19 protein-coding genes are annotated in these 21,673 nt (G+C 63.6%); 7 read left to right on the plus strand and 12 right to left on the minus strand.

The features are described from left to right. Positions 1–20: 20 nt before the first annotated feature. From ACR64R_RS24890 to ACR64R_RS24915, 6 genes are all read right to left on the minus strand, one after another. A complete protein-coding gene (locus tag ACR64R_RS24890; RefSeq protein WP_487358891.1) occupies positions 21–2,135 on the minus strand; it encodes a glycosyltransferase in 2,115 nt (704 codons plus the stop codon). 13 nt (positions 2,136–2,148) lie between these two features. Then, positions 2,149–2,856, minus strand: a complete 708-nt coding sequence (locus tag ACR64R_RS24895; RefSeq protein ID WP_487362545.1) for a bifunctional DNA primase/polymerase — start codon at positions 2,854–2,856, stop codon at positions 2,149–2,151. Positions 2,857–3,149: 293 nt separating this feature from the next. Next, the gene (locus tag ACR64R_RS24900; protein ID WP_487358892.1) at positions 3,150–4,433 is read right to left on the minus strand and encodes an O-antigen ligase family protein; all 1,284 of its coding nucleotides are present in this window, start codon (positions 4,431–4,433) and stop codon (positions 3,150–3,152) included. A gap of 25 nt (positions 4,434–4,458) precedes the next feature. After that, positions 4,459–5,550, minus strand: a complete 1,092-nt coding sequence (locus tag ACR64R_RS24905) for an acyltransferase family protein (RefSeq protein ID WP_487358893.1) — start codon at positions 5,548–5,550, stop codon at positions 4,459–4,461. Positions 5,551–5,776: 226 nt separating this feature from the next. Next, complete coding sequence (locus tag ACR64R_RS24910; RefSeq protein WP_487358894.1) at positions 5,777–6,955, minus strand: polysaccharide biosynthesis/export family protein; 1,179 nt, start codon at positions 6,953–6,955, stop codon at positions 5,777–5,779. A gap of 187 nt (positions 6,956–7,142) precedes the next feature. After that, complete coding sequence (locus ACR64R_RS24915) at positions 7,143–7,820, minus strand: sugar transferase (protein ID WP_487358895.1); 678 nt, start codon at positions 7,818–7,820, stop codon at positions 7,143–7,145. Positions 7,821–8,426: 606 nt separating this feature from the next. On the opposite strand from ACR64R_RS24915, the gene ACR64R_RS24920 reads away from it, so the two are divergent. Then, the gene (locus tag ACR64R_RS24920; protein ID WP_487358896.1) at positions 8,427–8,699 is read left to right on the plus strand and encodes an exopolysaccharide production repressor protein; all 273 of its coding nucleotides are present in this window, start codon (positions 8,427–8,429) and stop codon (positions 8,697–8,699) included. On the opposite strand, the gene ACR64R_RS24925 is transcribed toward ACR64R_RS24920, so the two are convergent. The 6 genes from ACR64R_RS24925 to ACR64R_RS24950 all read right to left on the minus strand — a co-directional run bounded on the left by ACR64R_RS24925 (position 8,673) and on the right by ACR64R_RS24950 (position 14,472). Continuing rightward, a complete protein-coding gene (locus tag ACR64R_RS24925) occupies positions 8,673–10,565 on the minus strand; it encodes an ABC transporter ATP-binding protein (RefSeq protein ID WP_487358897.1) in 1,893 nt (630 codons plus the stop codon). The two genes, ACR64R_RS24920 and ACR64R_RS24925, sit on opposite strands and share 27 nt — an antisense overlap. An 8-nt stretch (positions 10,566–10,573) precedes the next feature. Continuing rightward, the gene (locus tag ACR64R_RS24930; RefSeq protein ID WP_487358898.1) at positions 10,574–11,548 is read right to left on the minus strand and encodes a phosphoenolpyruvate carboxykinase (ATP); all 975 of its coding nucleotides are present in this window, start codon (positions 11,546–11,548) and stop codon (positions 10,574–10,576) included. Further along, on the minus strand, positions 11,545–13,458 hold the full coding sequence (locus ACR64R_RS24935) for a lasso peptide isopeptide bond-forming cyclase (protein ID WP_487358899.1): 1,914 nt from the start codon (positions 13,456–13,458) through the stop codon (positions 11,545–11,547). The genes ACR64R_RS24930 and ACR64R_RS24935 overlap by 4 nt, the downstream gene beginning before the upstream one ends. A gap of 3 nt (positions 13,459–13,461) precedes the next feature. Beyond that, a complete protein-coding gene (locus tag ACR64R_RS24940; RefSeq protein ID WP_487358900.1) occupies positions 13,462–13,830 on the minus strand; it encodes a lasso peptide biosynthesis B2 protein in 369 nt (122 codons plus the stop codon). A 31-nt stretch (positions 13,831–13,861) separates the two neighbouring features. After that, complete coding sequence (locus tag ACR64R_RS24945) at positions 13,862–14,161, minus strand: PqqD family protein (RefSeq protein WP_487358901.1); 300 nt, start codon at positions 14,159–14,161, stop codon at positions 13,862–13,864. Between the two features lie 158 nt (positions 14,162–14,319). Then, positions 14,320–14,472, minus strand: a complete 153-nt coding sequence (locus ACR64R_RS24950; protein WP_112096897.1) for a lasso peptide — start codon at positions 14,470–14,472, stop codon at positions 14,320–14,322. A 499-nt stretch (positions 14,473–14,971) separates the two neighbouring features. On the opposite strand from ACR64R_RS24950, the gene ACR64R_RS24955 reads away from it, so the two are divergent. The 6 genes from ACR64R_RS24955 (at position 14,972) to ACR64R_RS24980 (ending at position 21,670) form a co-directional block, all read left to right on the plus strand. Then, positions 14,972–16,174, plus strand: coding sequence for a nucleotidyltransferase family protein (locus ACR64R_RS24955; protein ID WP_487358902.1), 1,203 nt, complete (start codon positions 14,972–14,974; stop codon positions 16,172–16,174). A gap of 34 nt (positions 16,175–16,208) precedes the next feature. After that, a complete protein-coding gene (locus tag ACR64R_RS24960) occupies positions 16,209–17,219 on the plus strand; it encodes a glycosyltransferase family 2 protein (RefSeq protein ID WP_487358903.1) in 1,011 nt (336 codons plus the stop codon). A 124-nt stretch (positions 17,220–17,343) separates the two neighbouring features. Then, a complete protein-coding gene (locus ACR64R_RS24965) occupies positions 17,344–17,715 on the plus strand; it encodes a hypothetical protein (RefSeq protein ID WP_487358904.1) in 372 nt (123 codons plus the stop codon). A 134-nt stretch (positions 17,716–17,849) separates the two neighbouring features. Next, positions 17,850–18,725 carry an endo-1,3-1,4-beta-glycanase ExoK gene (gene exoK / locus ACR64R_RS24970; protein ID WP_487358905.1) on the plus strand — a complete coding sequence of 292 codons (876 nt, stop codon included), beginning with the start codon at positions 17,850–17,852 and terminating at the stop codon, positions 18,723–18,725. Between the two features lie 74 nt (positions 18,726–18,799). Further along, positions 18,800–20,131, plus strand: coding sequence for a UDP-glucose dehydrogenase family protein (locus ACR64R_RS24975; protein WP_487358906.1), 1,332 nt, complete (start codon positions 18,800–18,802; stop codon positions 20,129–20,131). A 90-nt stretch (positions 20,132–20,221) separates the two neighbouring features. Continuing rightward, positions 20,222–21,670 (plus strand): GMC oxidoreductase, encoded by a 1,449-nt coding sequence (locus ACR64R_RS24980; protein ID WP_487358907.1) that lies wholly within the window; start codon positions 20,222–20,224, stop codon positions 21,668–21,670. Positions 21,671–21,673: the final 3 nt, after the last annotated feature.

Consider the following 21,673-nt stretch of genomic DNA (forward strand, 5'->3'; position numbering starts at 1 on the left):
CGCGGCGCCAAGCACGGCCGTCAACGGCCGGCATCGGTCCGCCCCAGGCCCCGGCGCACCGCGTCGCGGATCGCCCGCGGTCCGAAACGGTTCCAAACCGCGTCGTGGGCGCGGGCGCGCAAGCGCATCATCCGCGGGCGATCCGAACAAAGCCCGACAGCCATGTCGGCCAGCCCTTCATCGCTGTCGGCCAGAAGCACGTCCTCATCCGCGTTAAGGCCGAGACCCTCCACCGCCAGCGGCGTGGCAATGACGGGAATGCCCCAGGCCATGGCCTCGAGGATCTTGATCCGCGTGCCGCCGCCCATTGCTAGCGGAATGACGCAGAGATGCGCGCTGGCCAGCAGCGGCCGGACGTCGTCCGGGCTGTCGACCAGGCTCACTCCATCGACTCCCGCCAGGGCGCGAACGGACGGCTTGGGCGAACGGCCGGCGAGAACGAGCCTCGCCGCCGGCAGCCTCGCGCGGATGCGCGGCAGGATGATGCGGGCCAGCCGTTCGGCGGCATCGACGTTCGGCTCGTAGCCCAGATGGCCCACCAGCAGGATGACCGGGAATCCGTCCGGGGCAGCCGGCTGCGGCGCCTCCGCGGGTATTTCCTCGGCCCGCGGTATGCCGTTTGGCACGACATCGACAGGCGCGTCTCGGGAAAGGAGCGCCTCGAGCCGCTCGCGATCCGATGTCGAGCAGACCCAGATCCTGTCGCAGATGGCGGCGGCCTTACGCTCAAGGCGCCTGACGCTCGATGAAAGCGGCCGCCAGCTCTTCTTGCGCGGCAACTGACCGGCAAGGTCCGACTCGACATTGTGCATATCGAGAATGAGCTGCCGGACCAGCGGCCGCGACGCCTTGAGAAGCCTGAACAGCGCGATACCTTCGATGATGATCGTGTCGGGCCGGAAATCCCGGACGAGCGATTTGAGACGTGCCAGCGCCGGCCGGGGGATACGAGCCTCGCCCTTGGTTCTCCGCCAGCCGAGCGGAGCAGCCTGCCTCTGGGCCGCGGTGGTCAGCGCGGTCACCCGGATGTCATGGTCGGCCGGTTGCGCATCGCCGCTCCACGGCGCGACGGAAGCGAGGCAGACCGGGCCGAAAGCGGCGGCCGCGACGGCGTTGCCGAAATTGCGGAGATCGGCCCCGGATGTCGGCGGAAAGGGCGGGTCGTGGCAGATGATCAGCGTTCGTTGCTGCCTTGCCGGTTGCGTCGTTGGGGACGCGCCCGCGCCGATCCCGGTCAGCCGTCCGATTTGGATCCTGGCGCGATATTGCAGTGCCTTACGGCTTGCGCCCAGTTCCTTATGGGCGCGAACCGCCCGCATCATGCCGGCGGCGTCCGCGAACATCCCATGCCTGATCAACTGACGCGCGATGCGCTGTGCTATCCAGGCTTTTCGCCATTGCAGCGCATCCCGTTCGACGCCAGCCGCTGCCAGCCTGGCCAGTTCGCGTGCTATGGCAAGAAAGGTCCCGCGCGGCGCGGTGATGAAACGCCGGGCCATTCGCTCTTCGTCATGGTGATAGACGAGCACCGGAACCTCGATCGTGACCGCGTCGGCGCGCGCGAGCAGGGCGGTCCAGTAGCAGGTGTCCTCGTCGAGGTGGATCGCCTCCGGGAAGCGGATGCGGGCTGTCGCCCATCTTGCCACCAGCGCGCTCCCCATGGCGATCGGCCATAGCTCGTTGCGGAGGTAGCGCCTGGTGTTGCGGCGCCTGTCGGAGCCATAGCCGTGCGGCGTCTTGAGCTTGTCCGGCCGGTTCTTCGTGCGCCTTATGCTGGCCCCGATCGCCAGGCCGGCGCCGCTCTGTCTCTCCAGCGCGGCGCGCAGCAGGGAAAGGCCGCCGGGCATCACCTGGTCATCGGCGTCGAGGAAGAAGATGGATGCGCCGCTGGCCCGCTCGATTCCGACGTTGCGGGCGGCGCCCGCGCTGTCCAGGCGTGCGCCTACCACTTCCAGGGGCAGCCCATGGCGTCGGGCGCGCTCCATCGCGACGGCGGCCGTCTGGTCATCGGAGCCGTCGTCGATCACGATGATCTCCCGGATAACCGATCTGTCGGGAACCAGGCTGGCCAGCGTCGCGCCGATCGTCGCGGCGGCATTTCTAGCCGGAATGACGACACTGATGTCGGCGGTCATGCCCTTCAACCACTCACTGCCGCTCGAAGAAGCCGCGCTTGAGCAGGCGGTCGTAATGGTGCTTGAGCGGCGATACCGGGCTTAGCGAAAGGCTGGCCAGGTTGTCGACCTGCAGCGGTTCGACGTCGAAGGGCGATTGTTTGTCAAGCCAGCGATAGGACGAGCTGTCCTTGAGCACCGAGGGGCTGGCCACGACATAGCCGCCGAGCGCCTTGACGTGGCCGACCCGTCGCATGCCGAAATGAAGGCTGGACGACACCGTCGGCTCCCGCGTCCTCAAATAGACGTGGTAGCCGCCCGGCGATTTCGCCATGGGCGTGCCGTCTGCAATCCGCCTATGGGCTCCCAGCCACGTCTGGCAGCCGGCTTCGTTGTCGAAATCCAGGATCATCAGGTTGGAGTATCCTCCCAATATACCGACGTTTCCGGAGAAATCGTGAAACCAGCGCGCAATTTCTTCGCTGCTCGGAGGCTTCTGCGCCAGTTGAAAAGCGACGGAAGTGAAAGCCAGTTCCTTGAGGTCCTTGCGCAATGTCTGCAGATGCAAGGGTTCATACCCCATCGCATCGAGATCGAGATGCTTGCCGCCAGCCCGAAGCGGCAGGCATATGTAGCCTCGATTCAGCAGCCCCGCGGCATAGTCGGGCAATACTTCGGCCTTCATGTGGAGCAGTCCGCAACCTCCCGGATAATCCCGGCGATCTTCGTTAGCAGGCGGCACTCCCGTCAAGCCGGGATCGAAACGCGAATCGCTTCGGCATCGACATTCGCAGCCTGACGCTCACATTTTTCCTGGAATTGATTTAGCCGTTCATCCGGTGCTGGAAGAATCGAAGGAACAATTCAAGCTCGGTGCTGATGCCGATCTTTTCGTAGAGGCGCCCGCGATGGTTCCTCACCGTGCCGGCGGGGATGCCAGCCGCTTCGCGATGTTGGAGGCCGGATGCCCGGCCTGGATCAACTGCACGCGTTCGCTCTCGCGCGAGGAAAGCTGCTGCGGCTTGGGCAATCCCATCAGATCGGGGCCGGCATGCGGCCAACGGCATGCCTCTCATCCTCCGTGGGAGTGGCAAGCCTGCGCCGCCGGAAAGCCGGCAATGGGCTCAGCCGGAACAGGCCGTAATAAACGACGAAGGACGCCATGAAATAGGGGCCGAGCATCTCGACTTCGAAGAAGGAGCGGATCAACATCAGTCCGATCGCGCCGGCAAGCACCACCGAATCGGCGTTCCAGTCACCGAACACGACTTTCGACACATGGCCGTAGAAGGCGCGCAGGATGACCAGCGCCAGCAAGGTGACGCCGATGAAGCCGATCTCCACCAGCGTCTCGACATAGGTGTTGTGGAAGTGGAAGCCGGTTCGGGTCGAGATGTAGAACTCCGCCCACAGTCGCTCGGGGTCGGCAAGGCCCTGCACCCAATAGGCGGCGTAGCCGTAGCCGAGCAGCGGATGCTGCTGCGCCGCCTCCCAGCCCTGCTCCCATAGATAGGTGCGGCCGGTCAGCGTCGAATCTTTGCCGAAGATGCCGAGCACGAGATCCAGCAGGCCGAGGTTGAGCGCTGCCGCCACGCCCGCCACCAGCGCGCCGGCGCCGACGACGAACAGCACGCGGCGATAACGCAACGACAGGACCTTGGTCATGGTGAGCAGCGTCACAATGCCTATTACCGCCGGCAGCGAGGCGACCGACGTCGCCGAATGGGCGATGGCCAGCATATAGGTCGACAGGACCAGGATCGGCGCGGTCCAAACGAAACCCAGCCAGTTGCGCCGGTAGAAGACCATGAAGGCAAGGCAGAGGAAAATGCCCAGCGAAGAGAAGAAGCCGATCTGGTTCTTGGATCCGAAGGCGCCGACGAAATTGACGGTGCCGTCGATCGTGTCGAGCGCGTAGCCGCCGACTTTCAGTGAATAGAGCAGAACGATGAAGACACCGATCAGCGAGCCCACAACGAGCGTGCGGACGCTGATGGTGCGGGCCGCGACATACGCGCAGACGATGTGCGAGGAATATTGCACCGCCGCGCGCGCGCTGATGCCCGCCGCCTGCGACCAGAACACCGAGAGGCAGACATAGACCGCAAGCACCATGGGCAGCCACGCACTGGAGAGCTTCCAGGTGAAGCGCCGGTAATCGACGAACAGCAGCGGCAGCCAGACGGCGTAATAGGCCAGGATCAGGACCTGGCCGAAGTTGGGAGAGTAGGCGAAGGCGATCATGGAAACCGCGACGGCGAAGGCGCCGTAGGTCTGGTTGCGGTCGGGATCGATCAGAATGGATTTCGGAATCTTCATGCCGGATCTTGTCCGTTGAACCCTCTTAAGCCACGGCCCGAGCGCGCTGCATCTGCCTTTGCAGGAAGCGTCGCACCGGCTCGTCATAGACGCGCGTGGCGATATCGGCGACGATGACGACCATCGCCGCCATCAAGATGCCGAACCAGGGGTGATGCGCGAACGGATCGATCGAGAAGGCCTTGCCGGCTCCGGCGATGATCATCAGCATCGGCGTGTGGATGATGTAGATCGGGTAGGAAATGCGCCCGAGCCAGCCGTAGAAGCCTGACAGAAGCGGCGCGGTCGGCGCTATCGCTCCGGTCATCACCATGACCGGGAAGACGATGACGATGGCGGCAAGGTCGTAGAGAACGCGCGCCCCGCCGGCCGGAGCGATGGCGAAGACGGCAAGCGTGAGCAGGATCGCACCTTCGACCCAGTAGCCGCGCCGCACGAAGCCAACGCTGCCCTGCCAGCGTGCTATCGACCGGCAGAGCAGCACGCCGAGGAAGAATGAAAAGGTCACGCGCGGCAGTCCGCTGACGATGGTCTTGCCGGTCATGCCGAAATCCAGCGTGCCGGCGAAAACCGAGGCGCCGACGAGCAGGACGAGGCTGACGGCGACGATCCCTATCAGCACGCGCCGCGACAAGAGAAGGAAGACCGCGACATAGGCGATGTTGACGATGAGCTCGAAAAACAGCGACCACGAAGCGGGATTGAGCGGGAAGATGGTGTGATAGGCGTCGCTGACCAGCGGGATGAAGAGCATGCCGGTCGTCAGTTGCAGGCCGATCTCTGACAGCGGCATGTACTCTGTCGGCATAAGCTTGTTCTTTATCAGCAGATAGAAGAAGCCCAGCAGCGTGCCGGCCAGATAGAGCGGGTAAAGCCGGATCAGGCGGATGGCCACGAAGGAGCCGAAGCCCAAGCCGTTCTCGATCTTGCGGTCATAAGCGTGCGCGATGACGAAGCCGCTGAGCAGGAAGAAGAGATCGACCGCGAGATAGCTCGACGGCAGCACCTTGCCGTCGGCCAGGAACGGCGAGAAATGGTAGAGCATGACGCTGATCGCCGCCACGCCGCGGATGGCGTCGAGGTTCAGATACACGTGACGCGGGGTTGCGGGCTGCATTCTATGCCTTCAGGCGGTCCAAAACGGATCGCCCGCCCGCGCCCAGGGCATGATGCCGAAAAGCGTGAAGCGGGATTTCAGATGGCATCATGCTCGATCTCGTTGATTTGGAGCCGGATTCAGATTCCAGGTCGATCGACCTGAAATCATCCGGCTCCGGGCGAACGAGCCCGACTCGTTCTTCCCGGCTCCGTCCCGCTTTGCCTGGGCTACTCGGCGGGCGACGCTATTGGCTGGCCGTCGGCGCCAGCTTCACCTTGATCACGTCGCCCGGCAGCACGGGCGTGTCTTCCTTGGCTTCGACCTCGCTTGTCTTGCCGTCGGTGACCCGCACCAGCGAATAGAGCAGGGTCGGTTCCTGGTCACCGGTTATACTGGCCGCCGTCGCGGGGTCCGATGCTTGCGCGATCAGGCCCTTTTGCATGCCCGCCTTCAACGTCGCCTCATTCAGGTCGGCCTCGGTCTGCTGACGGTTGGCTGTAAGGGTGGAATTCAGCGTGTTGCGGGCGTCGATGGCATCCTGCTCGGCCTTGCTGATCGACTGCTTGGCGGTGAGGATGGCCGTCTCATAGTCCAGGATCTTGCCCTGCAGGTCGGTGACCGACTGCTGCGAGGAAAGCAATCGTGCATTGGCGACCAGGCCCTTCTGCGCCAGCGGACCGATGCTCGCTGCCTGCTGTTCCGCCAGATCGACCTGCTTCTGCTGGTTGGTGATCTTCTTCTGCAGCGATTCGATTTCCGCCTGAAGGACGCCCTTCAAATCGTCGAGCGCATCGAGCTTCAGCTTCAGCGACTTCTGGTCCGAGACCAGGATCGCCGTTTCGTCGGCGACGATGGTTGGCAATCTCGGGTCACCCTCGATCTCCTTTGGCACCTCGAAGGTCGTTTTGCCCGCGAGGTCGGCATCAATCCTGGCCCGCTTGACGAGCAGGCGGATGCGCTGGTCGTCATAGATGTCGAAGCTGCCCTTGGCGGTGACAAGATCCTTGCCGAGCTGGGGGCCATAGTCGGAGTTGCGCCTTATGCCGCCGGCGATGCTGATTGCCTTGAGCACGGTCAGATCGGGCACGAAGGGGAACTGGCCGGGATTCTGGACTTCGCCGGAAATGTAGAACGGCCGGAACTGCGCCATTTCGACCGAGGCTTCCGGTTTGTCGGGCAGCGCCAGCTTACGTTGCAGGGCAAGCCCGATCGCCGAGGCGACCTCGGCCGTGGTCTTGCCCGCGGCCTGCATGTCGCCGACGAACGGAACCGAGAGCGTTCCTCCCGGGCCGACAGAATACTCGCCATTGATGGCCGACCAGTCGCGGAAGGTGCCGTCGACCGTCTGCCATTCGGCAACGCGGATGTTGAGCTTGTCCTGTGGACCGAGCTGATAGTCGCCGGCGGCGGCGATCTGAGGCATGGCCAGCCACGCCGCAAGCAGGAAGCCCGCGAAGCGGGCTGGCTTAAGGGATATGGGACTGCAGGCGTAAGACAGTCCGAAGAGGTCTTTTTTCGTCAAATGAACGTTCCGATCCGCGTTGCCCCCATCCGCCCGATGAGATCACTGCGGGATGCTGCCCCGACTGCTGCCGGGGCAGGCCCGTCGGTCAATAGCTGCCGCGCGACATCCACACGGCAGGAACTGTCTTGAAGATGATGCGAATATCCTGGAACAACGACCAGTTCTCCACATAATGACGGTCATAGGCGACACGCGTGTCGTAGGATACGTCGTTGCGGCCGCTCACCTGCCACAGCCCGGTCAGGCCCGGGCGCGACTTCAGGTAATAGACCGCCGCGCTCCCATAGATCTCCAATTCGTCGCGCACGACCGGGCGCGGGCCGACAAGGCTCATGTCGCCCTGCAAGATGTTGAGGATCTGCGGCAGCTCGTCGAGGCTGAGCTTGCGAAGCACCTGGCCGACGCGGGTAACACGCGGGTCGTTCTTCAGTTTACGCGTCGCGATCCACTCGGCGTTGGCTTCCGGATTGGCCGCCAGATAGGCCGCAAGCACGCGCTCGCCATCCGGAACCATGGTGCGGAATTTGAGGCAGGAGAAAACCCGGCCGCCGCGGCCGATGCGCTTGTGGCCATAGAAGATCGGACCGTTGTCCGACAGCTTGACCAGCAGGGCGACCATCAGGAAAAGCGGGCTGAGCAGAACCAGACCGGTCAGAGAACCGGCGATATCGAAACTGCGTTTGAGCAGTCCGCCGATGGGGGGTGGAAAATCAACGCCGACCTGCGCAAAACCCGCATTAGCCGACTTGGCGACGTCCCTCATGCAGAAGCTCCATACGTTGAACGGATGGTTCACGCCAAGATATCAAAAAAATGCTGCAGCGCAACACACAATTTCCCATCGCACTGAAATGTTCCCGTGGTGAATTGACTAAATAATGAACCCGCTCTGCCCAAATTTTTAGCTTTGTGGCTTGTTTATGACAAGGTGGGAGAAAATCGGCAAATGTATTCGGCCTTTTGGGCCGTTTTTGGATAGTTCGTTCTTTGCTGCAGAAGAAGCGCGGTTGCACGTCGCTGGAATCACTCGCTACGGTAAGTTATCGAGGTAAAATACTATTCAAAGTCGTAGGCTTTACTGAGAGGATGGACGCCTCATTGAATAGCTGGCGGGGCCGCAGTGTGCGACGCAGCATGGCAGAGTCGATCTCGTAAAATCGTTGGAAACCATACCTGCCGGGCCTTGCTCCGGCAGGCCGGCCTTAATAGAGTCGCAAATTGTTCCTGTCATAGTATGCATGGGTAAGGCAGGCCGGAAGCAACCGGCCCGATTGGGCAGCCAGAAAGAACTCTTTGGCGCAACGGGGAGTTACGCGGGTGGGTAAGTCGCAGCTTCTGCATGCTCGTTTCGGTTGAGGGGCCGGCGAACATGTCTCTGCCGAAATTCATCATAGGCATGATGTTCGCATTGGCGATCGTCATTGGCTGGTCGTATTTCGACGGTGCGTCGCTGGGCACCATCGTGCTTCGAGTAGTCATCTGTGCCGTCATTATCCAGGCAGGTTATTTTCTCCTGGTCTTCGCCATGGTCGGCGGAGCCACGCCGACACCGGCCGACAAGGTCCGCGAGGCCGACCGAGCCACCATCCTTAACAAAGTCGCCGAAAGCGAAAAGCTAAGCGCCAGACGCAGCCTCCACTGAACGCTCGCCCTCGGTGACCGGCCCGGCCTCCGCCGATGGCTCGGTTTCGCGTTCGGCCTGTTCGCCGGACAGCATCCTGGCAAGCCTGCTGCCGCTCTTTGCCTTCAGCCGCCGATATTGTCCGACCTCGACGATGCGTCCGCTCTCGATGGCCACGACCCAGTCGGCAAAGGCGATCATCGACGGTCGGTGCGCGATGGTCAAAATCGTCATCTGGCCGCGCAGCGCCTCGATCGATTGGGCGATCAGCGACTGATTCTGCCAGTCGAGCGCGCTCGTCGCCTCGTCGAGGATAAGCAATGAAGGTTTGCGCAGCAGGGCCCGCGCCAATGCGATGCGCTGCCGCTCGCCACCGGAAAGCCGGACACCGCGATCACCCACCACCGTCTCAAGCCCCGATGCCAGCCGCTCGACGAAATCGGCCGCATGGGCGTCACGCAAGGCCGCCCAAAGTTCGTCGTCACCGGCCCGCGGCGCGGCAAGGCGAAGATTGGCGGCGATCGTGTCGTGCAGCAGGAACACATCCTGCGGCACATAGGCGACCTGATCGCGCCAGGCCCTGCGATTCTGCGCGGTGATCTCCACGCCGTCGGCCAGGATCAGGCCGCTGGTAGGTTCGAGCAGGCCGAGCAGCATGTCGGCGATCGTGCTCTTGCCCGAACCGGAAGGACCGATCAGCGCCGTCACCTTGCCGGCCGGGAGGCCGAAGGTCATATCGCTGACCACCGGCTTCCCGTCGCCTTCGCCATAGGCGAACGATACGTTGCGGATGTTGAGGCCGGTCTCGAGCGACAGGCTTGCGACTTGTCCGGCCGCATTCTGATCCGGCTCGCGTTCGGCATCGAAGCGGGCCTGCAGCCTTTGCATCGAAGCATAAGCCGGAATATTGATCAGCACCTGCTGGGCCTGAAGCTGCATGTCCATGAAGCGCGGCGCGACCCGCATGAAGACCAGCAGCAGCACCACGATCTCGGCCAGCGACAGGTGGAAGCGGACCAGCGAGATGTAGATGAAAAGGCTGAGCCCCATCACGCTGGCTACCTGGAACAAAGCCGTGCCCAGCGAGGAGTTGCGCACAAAGGCGATGTTGTCGACCTTCATCCTCTCCAGCGTCGCTCCGAGCTCGGCAAAGTAATTGGCCTCGACATTGAGGCTTTTGGCGACCTTGATGCCGCCGAGGAACTCCGAAACCGTGCGGTACTGGTCCTGGCGATTGCCGGTCAGTGTGCGGCCATAGGCGCTGGCCCGCGCCCGGAACGGCTGCAGCGCAACCAGCAGCACCACGCCGATGAGGATGGCGAAGGACGTCATCACCGGCGAAATGAACAGCGAGACCACGAGATACCCGACAAGGAGCAGCGTGGCCTGGGTGAGCATCAGCAGCGAGAAGGCCGCCACCTGCACGCGGTCGACGTCGCCGTTCAGCGCATGGTCGAGGTCGGAGCCGCGCATTCGCGTGAAGACGCCCCAGCGCGCCTTGCCGATGCTCACGAACAGGTTCATGCGCACGCGGTTGACGAAGTCGTAGAGCAGTCGCGCCATATAGACCGATTTGAAGCGGTTGAACGTCGCCTGCAGCGCGACCAGCGCGACGAGCAGGAAGAGCACCGTCGCCAGCGATAGCGTTCCGCCGGGCGCCAGCCAATGCAAAGCGTCCGGCACCCTCACCGCATAATCCTCGTCGGGCTTGCCGATCAGGCGCAGCAGCGGGACGAGCAGCAGGATCGAGATGCCTTCCGTCAGGCTGCCCAGGATCAGGAAGGCCAGCGCCGTCGCCGTGCGCCGACCGCCGACATGCGCCATCATGGCGCCCAAGCCGGTGATATCCCGCAACAGCGACAGGCGGAGCTTGGAGGACCAGCCCATTGCGAGGTTCACCTCGTCCCGCGTGTCAGGTCGGCCTCGATCGCGGCGACCGCTTCGTCGATCCGCGCGAGCCCGGCAGGCACTTCGAGGCGGCTGACGCCGGTCCGCCCGGCGATCCGCGCGCATTGGCTGAGATGCCTGGCGGCGAGATCGGCGGGCAGCGCCTGCCGGCCAAACCGCGTGACGTAGGAGAACTTGATGATCGCCGGCAGTGCGTCGGCGCCGGTCAGCGGCGAGATCGCCGCCCGCCCACCACGCTCGAGCATATAGATGCGCGAAACCGGCACCGCCTCGGCGGCAAATCCGCCCCGCAGCCGATGCTGCGCCTTGTCGATCTGCGGATGCACCTGCGGGCGCACCTCCGCCTGTTCGAGGCGGATGGCGTCGGCCGCGTCAGCGGCGAGCTTCAGCTGCGGAAATCCGGGCAGGATCATCGGCCGCTCCGGATCGGACAAATCGAGCGCCACGACGTCGTCGGTAAGCAGCCGGTGGCCGGCGCGGATCATCGCTCCCGCCGCCGTCGACTTGCCGGCGCCCTTGTCGCCCATGAAGACCACGCTCCTGCCATTGACGGCGATGGCGCTGGCATGCATCACGAGCAGTCCGCGCCCATGCAGGACGAGCGCCATCACCGGTCCGAGCAGCGGGAAGGCGAGCAGCGGATCGTCGATCCCCGGTGCCGGGTCGACATCGATCCGGTTGGCGTCGCTGATCATGAACGTTCCGACCGCCTGCCAGGAAAGATACTGGCGCGCCGCTTCGAATCGGAACGCCGTGGCGCCCTGCGATGCGCCGTCGGGAAAGTCGACCGGCCCGACGGCGATCTCCAGATCCGGAGCCGTCGGAGTCGTCGGCTCCAGTTCCGGCAAGACCACCTCCGAACTGACGACCAGCCCATAGGTCTTGTAGAAATGGCGGACGCGTCTGCTCGTCGCCGTCGTTTGCGGCTCGGGCTCAGCAAGCGAGGCCATGGGGAGATTCATGCGGGGCCTCCTTCGACTTGCCGCAACCACAGCGACAGCGAAACCGAACGCCAGACATGCTGGACATCGGGCAGCGTAGCCCGTTCGGGCTGGCGCAGCATGCGCTCATAAACCGCGTTCACTTCAGGCAGGTTGACATAGGCCGCGATCCGCTCGCTGTCCGATGTCAGCAGCCTGTCCAAAAGCTCACGGTGGTTGCCGAGCATGCCTTTGACCAGGTTGGCGGTGAAATCGATCTTGTCGCGCCGCCATTGCACATCAGGCGGCAGAACGCCTTGCATGGCCCGGCGCAGCACATGGCGGCCGAAACCGTCCTTGAGCTTCTCCTCGCCGGGCAGCGCCAGGCAGAATTCGACCAGCGGCTTGTCCCAGAACGGATAGCGCGGCTCGACGCCGAAATTGGCGGCGGCCTTGTCGAGCACTTCGAAGGCATGCGGCACCAGCCCGGTGGACAGCAGCCAGCGATGCGTCAGCGCCTCGCTGGCGCTGACGGCGGCGGGCATGTAGCCGCTGCGATGGAAACGCTCGGCAAGATCAGTGCGCCGGGCGAGATCCGGATTGACCAGGCCCGCCCAGGCCGCGCGCGGCCCCCGCGCCGGCCTGTGCCGTAATTTGCCGGCAAGGCGTTTGGCGATCGCCCTCATCCTGGCGATCCGCCAGGCCGGCCCGTAGATGGTGAGGAACTTGAAATAGAGGGAGAGCATGCCCTCGCCATAGGTGTTGGCTGCGCTGTGCAATTCGCGCCACAACTCGATCCACCTGCCGGCATTGGCGAGTTCGTGAAGGTGGCCATGGCCCTGCGAGACGACCTCGTCGCCGCCATGCCCGTCGAGAAGCACTTTGACGCCAGTTGCGCCCGCGGTGCGGTAAAGGTCACGCGTCAGCGACAGGCCAGGCGCCAGGAACGTGCCTTCCTGCTCCTCCAGGATACGTTCGAACTCGGCAAAGGGCGCGTAATTGCCGACGGCAATCAGCGTGGGGTCGAGCGGACTGCCGTCGAGCACCGCGTCGATGAACGGCTTCTCGTCCATCGATGAGCCCTTGTCGAACACCAGCGAGAAGGTCTTCAGCTTCGGGTTTCGCTTCGCAGCCGCCCGCATGCCCGCGATACAGGCGATCGAGGACGAGTCGAGGCCGCCGCTCAGCATGGCTCCGACCGCCCGCGTACCGCGCATGCGGTTTTCGACCGATTGCGCGAAGAGATGCCTGAATTCTTCGGCCGCGTCTGCACGCGGCGGTCGCTGCGACGGTTCGATCTGCCAGTAGCGCCGCAGCACCACCTGGCGGTCGGCGACCGTCACGCTGTGCCGCGCCGGCAGGCGGAAGATCTCGGCATAGGGCGTGGCCTGCGGGTCGTCCGGCAGGCCGGCGAGGAAGCCGGAGATCTGGTGCTCGCTAAGTCGCCTGCCGACGCCGTCCAGCGCCAGGATCGGCCCGATCTCCGAGGCGAAGGCGAACCGCCTGCCGGTCGAATGATAGTAGAAAGGTTTGACCCCGAAATGGTCGCGCGCGCAAAACAGCGCCTGGCGCTCGTCGTCCCATAGCGCGAACGCGAAATCGCCCTGCAGATAGGCCGGGCAGGCCTCGCCCCATTTCAGGTAGGCCCGCATGATGAGCACCGCGTCGGCGATCGACCGGTCGCGCAGGCCAAGCCTCGCCAGGAGCTCATCGCGGTTGTCGAGCCGGCAGTCGGCGGTTATGGCGAGCCTGCCGCCAGCCATGGTCAACGGGCCGGGGCCGTCCTCGCCTGTCGTGTCGAGCCAGGCGTGGCCGAGCGCGACGCTGCCGTCCGTCCACCACGAGCTTCCGTCGCGGGCGCGATGGCGCATGCGCGAAAGCATCTGCTGGATATCGCCGGCCGATGCGGGGCGGCCATGGTCGACGTGAACGATTCCGGCGACGCCGCTCATCGCTCACGACCCATGATCGACTAGATGGGCAAACCCTTTGATCGAGCCGCCAAGCACGATGTGGCTGCCGCTCATCAGCCAGGCATGCGCCTTGAGCTCACTGCCTGTCCCCTTTTCGATGCCGATGCTGATCTTCGAGGCGTTGCCCTGGCGGGCCAGCAGATATTGTCCGGCCAGCGCCTGGGTCAGGCAAGTGGCGCCCGGCACCAGCCGTGCCGCCGCGGCGACGCCCCATGCGACCCGCCGCAACTCGGCAATGCTGGCGTCGCGTCTCGCGTCCAGCCGCGTGATCGTGCCCCGGACACGGTTGTAGGACGAAAGCGTCAGCGCGACCCGCACGAGGCCTACCACCATCAGGCAGCGCGCCAGCAACAGCATCTCCTGGCCGCTCAGCGAGCGGAGCCTAGACCAGTTCCTCACCGTGGAGCCTCGCAAGCCCTGCTTCGCCCAACCCCTTGAGCAAGCCCTCGACATCGGCCTTGCAGCGCTCCGCGTCGACATTGTAGCGCGCAAGCACGGCGCTGCGGATATCGAGGATCGACCGGGGCTCCTGGATCTGTTCCCAGATGAAGGCGCCGACGCCGTTCAGGCTGTAATATACGTTAGATTTGAGGTGGAGCAGCGCCAGCCCGGCGCCGAATTCGCAAGCCACCGCCTCGCTGGTCGCGACCACGCGGTCATGGTCCGATGGGTTCCAGTGCATCCTAAAACCTCGTTGCTGGCCCGCCCGCGCCTTTGGGCTTCTGCCGCAGATCAGTTGCCTGCGATCCTTGGCAGGAAGCCGGGGGACGAAGCCCCCCGGCTCACCTTTTGAAGAGCATCCGGAGCCCCAACTTAGACACTCGGATGCGCCTGTAAGCTTTACGAGAAAGTCAGCTCGCCGACCGGCGTGTGCGCGGGAAAGCTCGCGTCGAGCGCCGTTGAGCCAGCACCGCCCTGCGTGATCGTTTCGATAGAACCATGAACCGTCAGGCTGGGGGTTTCGTACTCATGCTTTTCAACATTCTGTTCCATTGTATTCTCCAATTAAGGACTGGAAGCGGCTGCAGAATGCCGCCAGCATATTGCTATGCTGCAATGCGATTGCTGCATGGCACCATTCATGAGTCAAGCCTGATTTACCAGGCATTAATCAATTCTCGGTTGCGTCCGCTTTCCTTGGGGATCAAGCCGTAGGCATCGCCACCGGAAGCCTCGACCACCGTGGAATTCAACCGCAGGTGTTTGGCGCAGAAATAAGTAATTGATTTATTTATTATAATTTCTCCAACGAGAAATCCGTCGCGGAAATCCTGTTAAATCGCCGCGGGAAAACCGCCGCTTTCGTCCCGCCGGCTTACCTCAGGGTTGTCTTCAAAAGTGATTGAGCGCGTGACAATTCGGAACGCTATGGTTGCATGCATGAAGCGGGCTTTAATGCGCCCTGAGCGCTCGCAGCAAATTTCCCAGTGCGTTTCTTCGCAGTTGCGGTATAAGCCCCTTGGGCGGCGTTTTGCGGAGAATGACATCAGGCATGGCGGTGCGGGATGGCTCCTATGAAAGGCTGCGCGACGCCGGCTGTGCCGATGAAGTCGCCTTTGTGCAGGCCTGCCTGAGGCTGTTTTTCGCGCCGGGCGCCAACCGCAACGATGGTCGGGCACATATGCCGCCGCCGACGATCTCGGCTGCCTATGTCGCCGACATCGCGAGGCTGAACAAGGTCGCCGTCTTCCTGCTCAAGGCGTGCGCGCGCGCGCCCAACGGCGCGATGCCTCCCGATCTGCCTGGCTGGCTCGATGGTTACCGTCGGCGCACGATGTCGATGAATGCCGCCTGCATCGGGGACTCCATCGCCATTGCTCGCGTGCTGCGCGATAGCCGTGTCGATTTCGTCTTTCTCAAGGGACCGCTCCAGCAGCATCTGCTCTACGGCGATCACTTCATGAAGCCGTCCGGCGATGTCGACATACTGGTTTCGCCGGCCAGTTTCGCCAAGGCACGCCAGGCCTTGCGCACGATCGGCTACGAGGTTGCCGGCAAGTCGCGTTCGGTCTGGTGGGTCCGCTTTCTCGGCGAGCAGCACATGGTTCGTGAAGCCGGCGCGAGGGCATCGACGGTCGACCTGCATCACCGGCTGCAGCAGCCTGGTTCGCCGAGCCCACGCGACATCGACGGCTTCCTGCGCCGCAAGCGTGAGGTCGAGGTGGCCGGCGCCGCCATGCCGATCATCTCGGCGGCCGACACCTTGCTCTTGTCTTCGATCAGCGTTGCCAAGGCCTTCTTCAATCGCGAGCCTTGCGCCGGCTATGTCTGTGATGTCAGGGCCAGCGCCAGCCGGCTGAGCGAAGCCGAGCAGCAAATGGTGCTCGACCACGCCGCCGGGCAGGGCCTGGCGGATACCCTGCTTCTGGGATTGCGCGCCGCCGATGTGCTGCTTGGCGCCGGGGGTGGCCTGCTCTCTGATCGCTCTGCCCGCATCCTGGCGCGCATCGATAACGCCGATCTCTTTCACATGGTGATGGCGCCTTGGCTTGCGTCGCTGCGCTGGCCACAGCGCCGCCATGTGCTTTGGGAACTGTGCGGTCGCGAGCCTGTCCGATACCTGGCCGAAGCCGGCTGGGCGGCATCCGCCGATCTCAGCCGGCGCATCTTCGAGCGCCCGGCCACTGTCGAGCCGGCGCGGGGGGAAATGATCAAGATCGTGGGCGGGGCGGCCAATCATGCAAGCGAAAGGTAAGCCAATGCCCGTGAAGACGCCTGCAACGAGCCCCATGGCGACCTTGGAGGTCTGCGTCATCATTGCGGCGCGTAATGCGGCGCGCACGATCCCCGTCGCCATCGCGTCGGCGTTGCGCGAGAACGAAGTCGCCGAAGTCGTCGTGGTTGACGACGCCTCCACCGACAACACCAGTGACGTGGCCCGTGCCGCCGACGACGGCAGCGGCCGCCTGGCCGTCATCCGCCTCGACGTCAACCGTGGTCCTTCCGCCGCGCGTAACGTCGCCATCCAGGCCTCCAGGTCACCGTACATCAGCATTCTCGACGCCGACGATTTCTTCCTGGAAGGCCGCTTTCGACGGCTTTTCGCCAGCGACGACTGGGATTTCGTCGCCGACAACATCATGCTGATCCGCGACGATCCCACAACCGATCCCGCGAAGGTCGCCGCGCCGCCCTTCGCCGCAGATCCTGAATTTCTCGATTTCGAGCGCTTCATCGATGGCAACATCTCGCGCCGCCGCGTCCTGCGCGGCGAGCTCGGTTTCCTCAAGCCGGTCATCAGCCGGGCTTTCCTCGAGCGGCATGGGCTGGTTTACGATGAAAACCTGCGTCTCGGCGAAGACTACGAGCTCTATGCGCGCGCCGTCGCCCGCGGAGCGCGGTTCAAGGTCATCAAGTCCTGCGGCTATGGCGCGATCGTCCGCGCCGATTCGCTGAGCGGCCGCCACAGGACGCAGGATTTGAAGCGTCTTGCCGACGCCGACCTGGCGCTGCTTCAGATCGACAACCTTTCCGAACGCTCGAAGCAAGCGTTGCGGCGCCACGAGCGCCATATCCGTGACAAATACCGGTTGCGCAACTTCCTCGACGTGAAAGCCGAGCGCGGCCTGGCATCGGCCGCGGCTTACGCCTTCGCGAGCCAGGCGAACCTGATCCCGATCGTTCGCGGCGTCGCCACCGACAAGCTGGACGCGCTGTTCCGGCGTATCGGGATTGCCGCGAGGCACAACGTGCCGCCGATGCGCTTCCTGATGGCGGCAACCAGCACCGCGCACGAGTGATCCCGCGTCGTCGTGGAAGACGCTGACCCTCAAAAAATCCGCATTCGCGAAACTATGATGTTGCCTAGTGGCTACGGGAATGGCACTCTATGCTGCAATGCAGCAATTTCGAAAGGCCGGCAGGATGGCTTCGATTTTTGGCTTCAGGTCTCGGAATCCGGTTCGCGACCGGGAGACCGACCTCCAGCGTTTCGACCGGCTGGCGAAGCTGTTCGACCAGATCGCGGCCGAGATCGAGACGGAGAAAGCGGGTCTGGAGAACCGGTACAGCTCGACAGCCGCCAACGCGGCTTTTCTGGTCGAGGCGATGGAGAATGGCTCGGCCTCGACCAGCAAGGGATCGGATGTCAGCGCGATGACCAATTCGATCCTCAACTGCGAGCGGCGCATCGCGGAACTGGCTCGCCAGAAAGGCCTGATGAAGCAGTTGCGTCATTCGCTCGACGCGATTGTCGGGGACGGTCCGGGCCGGTCTGCCCGGCAGACCGTTGCATGAGGCTGAGTGCGCCCTCGGGCGCCATCATCGGTACGAGACATTAGAGGAGTTCAAAAGGGCGGAGGACCAAAAGCGGCTCGCTCGCGCGGCCGGGGTAACTTTGGGTTGGGCGGACAACACAAGGTGAGTTTGTTATGAATGCTGATTCCAGAACCTCCACGATGGCGTGCGGGTCGTCGCAGGCGCCCGGGAATGTATCGACCAGCCTGCTCGGCGCTGTCGGCGCCCTGGTTGCGGCCGCCGCGGCCCTTGCGACGAGCCTGCACCCAGCGCACGCGCAATCGGCACAACAAGACCTGCAAAGCGCGCCGTCCTTCGTCGACAATTTCTCGAACTTCGACCGTTCCCGCTGGTTCGTCTCGGACGGCTGGAGCAACGGCGCCCATCAGAACTGCACGTGGTCGAAGGACCTCGTGCGGCTTTCCGACGGCGTGCTTTCGCTGGGCTTCGAGAAGCGCAAGCTGAAGGACCGCGAGTTCGCCTGCGCCGAGATCCAGACCAAGCAGCGTTACGGCTACGGGGTTTATGAGGCGCGCATGAAGACCGGCACCGGCTCCGGCCTCAACGCCGCCTTCTTCTCCTATATCGGCCCGCAGGACAAACAGCCCTGGGACGAGATCGATTTCGAGGTCCTCACCAAGGATCCTTCGAAGGTGCAGGTCAACAGCTACATCCAGGGCAAGCCGAAGAACGGCAAGCTGGTCGACGTCGAGGGCGGCGCCGACAAGGGCTTCAACGACTATGGCTTCGTCTGGGAGAAGGACCGGCTGCGCTGGTACGTCAACGGAAAGCTCGTCCACGAAGTGACCAACCCCGACGAGTTGCCGACGCATTCGCAAAAGATATTCTTCAGCCTCTGGGGCAGCGACAAGCTGACAAACTGGATGGGCGCCTTCGTCGATCCCGGCAGCAAGGTGACCATGGAGGTCAAACGCGTGGCGTTCACGGCCTTGGGCCAGCCATGCCAGTTCCCGGAATCGCTGGCATGCAGCATAAGTAACAGCAACTAGGCCGTTAGGCCTGGGGACATCTGAACCGGCCGGGCCGCTCTTGGGGCCCGGCCTCTGACAGGAATAGAACCAAAATGAATTTGACGGTGTTTGGGATTGGCTATGTCGGTCTCGTCCAGGCCGCGGTCCTTGCCGAGGTCGGCCACGAGGTGATGTGCGTCGATATCGACGAGAAGAAGGTGGAGCGGCTCAACCAGGGCCTGATCCCGATTTTCGAACCGGGCCTGGAGGCTCTCGTCAAGGAGAACCACGCGGCCGGCCGCATCCGCTTTACCACGGACGCGGCGGCGGCGGTTCGGCATGGGCGGATCCAGATGATCGCGGTCGGCACGCCGCCCGGCGAGGATGGTTCTGCGGATTTGAAATATGTGCTTGCCGTCGCCGAGACCATCGGTCGCGAGATGGACAGCGCCAAGATCGTCGTCGGCAAGTCGACCGTGCCGGTTGGCACCTGCGAGAAAGTGAAGGCCAGGATCGCGGAAACGCTGAAGAAGCGTGGCCGCGAGGATCTGAGCTTCGACGTCGCCTCGAATCCCGAATTCCTCAAGGAGGGCTCGGCGGTCGCCGACTGCATGAAGCCGGACCGCATCATCGTCGGCACGTCCAGCGAGGACACCGAGATGGTGATGCGCGAGCTCTATGCGCCGTTCAATCGAAACCACGAAAAGATGATCGTAATGGACGTGCGCAGCGCCGAATTCACCAAATACGCCGCCAACTGCATGCTGGCGACCAAGATCAGCTTCATGAACGAGATGGCCAATCTCGCCGAGCAGTTGGGCGCCGACATCGAGGAGGTGCGCAAGGGCATCGGCTCGGATCCGCGCATCGGCTACCACTTCATCTATCCCGGCCTCGGCTATGGCGGCTCGTGCTTCCCGAAGGACGTGCGCGCGCTGATCAAGACCGCCGAGGGGGTCAAGTTCGACGCCAAGCTGCTGCGCGCGGTCGAGGAGCGCAACAACGCGCAGAAGTCGATCCTGTTCGACAAGGTCAACCACTATTTCAAGGGCGCGCTGAAGGGCAAGACCTTCGCCGTCTGGGGGCTGGCCTTCAAGCCCAACACCGACGACATGCGCGAGGCGCCGGCGCGCACGCTGATGGAGGCGCTGTGGGCGGCCGGCGCCAAGGTGCAGGCCTACGATCCCGAGGCGATGCAGGAGTGCCAGGCGATCTATGGCCTGCGCGACGATCTCTTGCTCTGCGGCACCAAGGAAGCGGCGCTGCGCGGCGCCGACGCGCTTTTGATCTGCACCGAATGGAAGAGTTTTCGCGCGCCGTCCTTCGATGCGCTGAAGGATGCGCTGACCACGCCGGTCATCTTCGACGGCCGCAATCTCTACGACCCCAAGGTCATCGCGCGCTACGGCATCGAATATTTCTCAATCGGCAGGATGGCGGCATGACGATGGCAGGCTACCTCGGCAAGAGCCGCCGGCGCGAACGGCAACTGGGCCGACAATGACCGTGAATTTAGAGGAAAGGGTTTCGATCTGATGGTGCTCGACGTTCGTTCCGAACAAATCGCCAACGAGCATTTCGATCTCGTCGTCATCGGTTCCGGCTTCGGATCGTCCTTCTTCCTGCACGAGTTCCTGAAGCGGCGCAAAGCCCGCGTGCTGGTGCTCGAATGGGGCCGCCACAACACGCATGAGTGGCAGCTCAGCCAGAACGCCAACACCGACATCGACGATGAGAGCACCTACAAGACCGACAATGCCGACAAGCCGTGGAATTACACGATCGGCCTTGGCGGCGGCACCAATTGCTGGTTCGCGCAGACGCCGCGTTTCCATCCCAACGACTTCAGACTGAAGAGCACCTATGGCGTCGGCAACGACTGGCCGATCAGCTATGACGATCTCGAGCCGTTCTATGGGGATGCCGAGGAGGTCATGTCGATCTCAGGCGATCCGGACATGGCGCGGATGCTGCCGCGCTCGCGGCCGTTTCCGCAGCCGCCGCACCGCATGTCGACGCCCGACCGCATGATGAAGGCGGCGCAACCGGATCAGCATTTCGTCATGCCGACCGCCCGGGCGCGCGTGGCGACCTCGCAGCGCGCCTCGTGCTGCGCCAATCTCAGATGCTGGCTGTGTCCGGCGGACGCCAAGTTCACGGTCAACAATGGCCTGATGCACGTCTTCCAGCATCCGGACGTCTCGGTCTGCCTCGGGGCCGAGGTGCGGCGTTTCGACCATGCCGGCGCCGCGATCCGTTCCGTCACCTTCGTCCAAAACGGCAAGGAATATTCGGTAAGCGGCGACCTCTTCGTCCTCGGCGCCAACGCCATACAGAGCCCGGCGATCATGCTGCGATCCGGACTTGGCGGAGAGTTCGTCGGGTTGGGGCTACACGAATCCTATGGCTGGAATTACGAGGCCTATCTCGGCGGTGTCGACAATTTCGACGGCTCGACCATCACCACCGGCCTGAATTTCGGCCTTTATGACGGGCCGCATCGGGCCGAGCACGCGGCGGCGCTCGTCTATTTCGAGAACCGCTGGCAGCACGGAATGCGCGCCGAGAAGGGCAAGCTGCGGCAGGTGCTGCCGCTGGTCATCGTGACCGAAAACCTGCTCGATCCGGAAAACCGCGTCGTGCTCGATGCGGAGGACAACGCCTTCGTGGCCTTCAAGGGCGCCTCGGATTACGCAATCAAGGGCATGGAGAAAGCGCTGGAAGGACTGCCGGAACTGCTGAAGCCGCTTCCGGTCGAGCAGATTTTCGACCGCGGCATAAGGCCGACCGAATCGCATGTGCAGGGCACGCTGCGCATGGGCACGGGTCCAGCCGACTCAGTGGTCGACCGCGACATGATCCACCACCGGCTCAGGAACCTCGTGGTCGTCGGCACCAGCACCTATCCGAGCTGTTCGTGCGCCAATCCAAGCCTGACCGCGGCCGCCTTGTCCTTGCGGGCGGCCGGCAGGCTGGCGGCGTGAGGG

Source organism: Mesorhizobium sp. MC2-1-1, assembly GCF_057597255.1.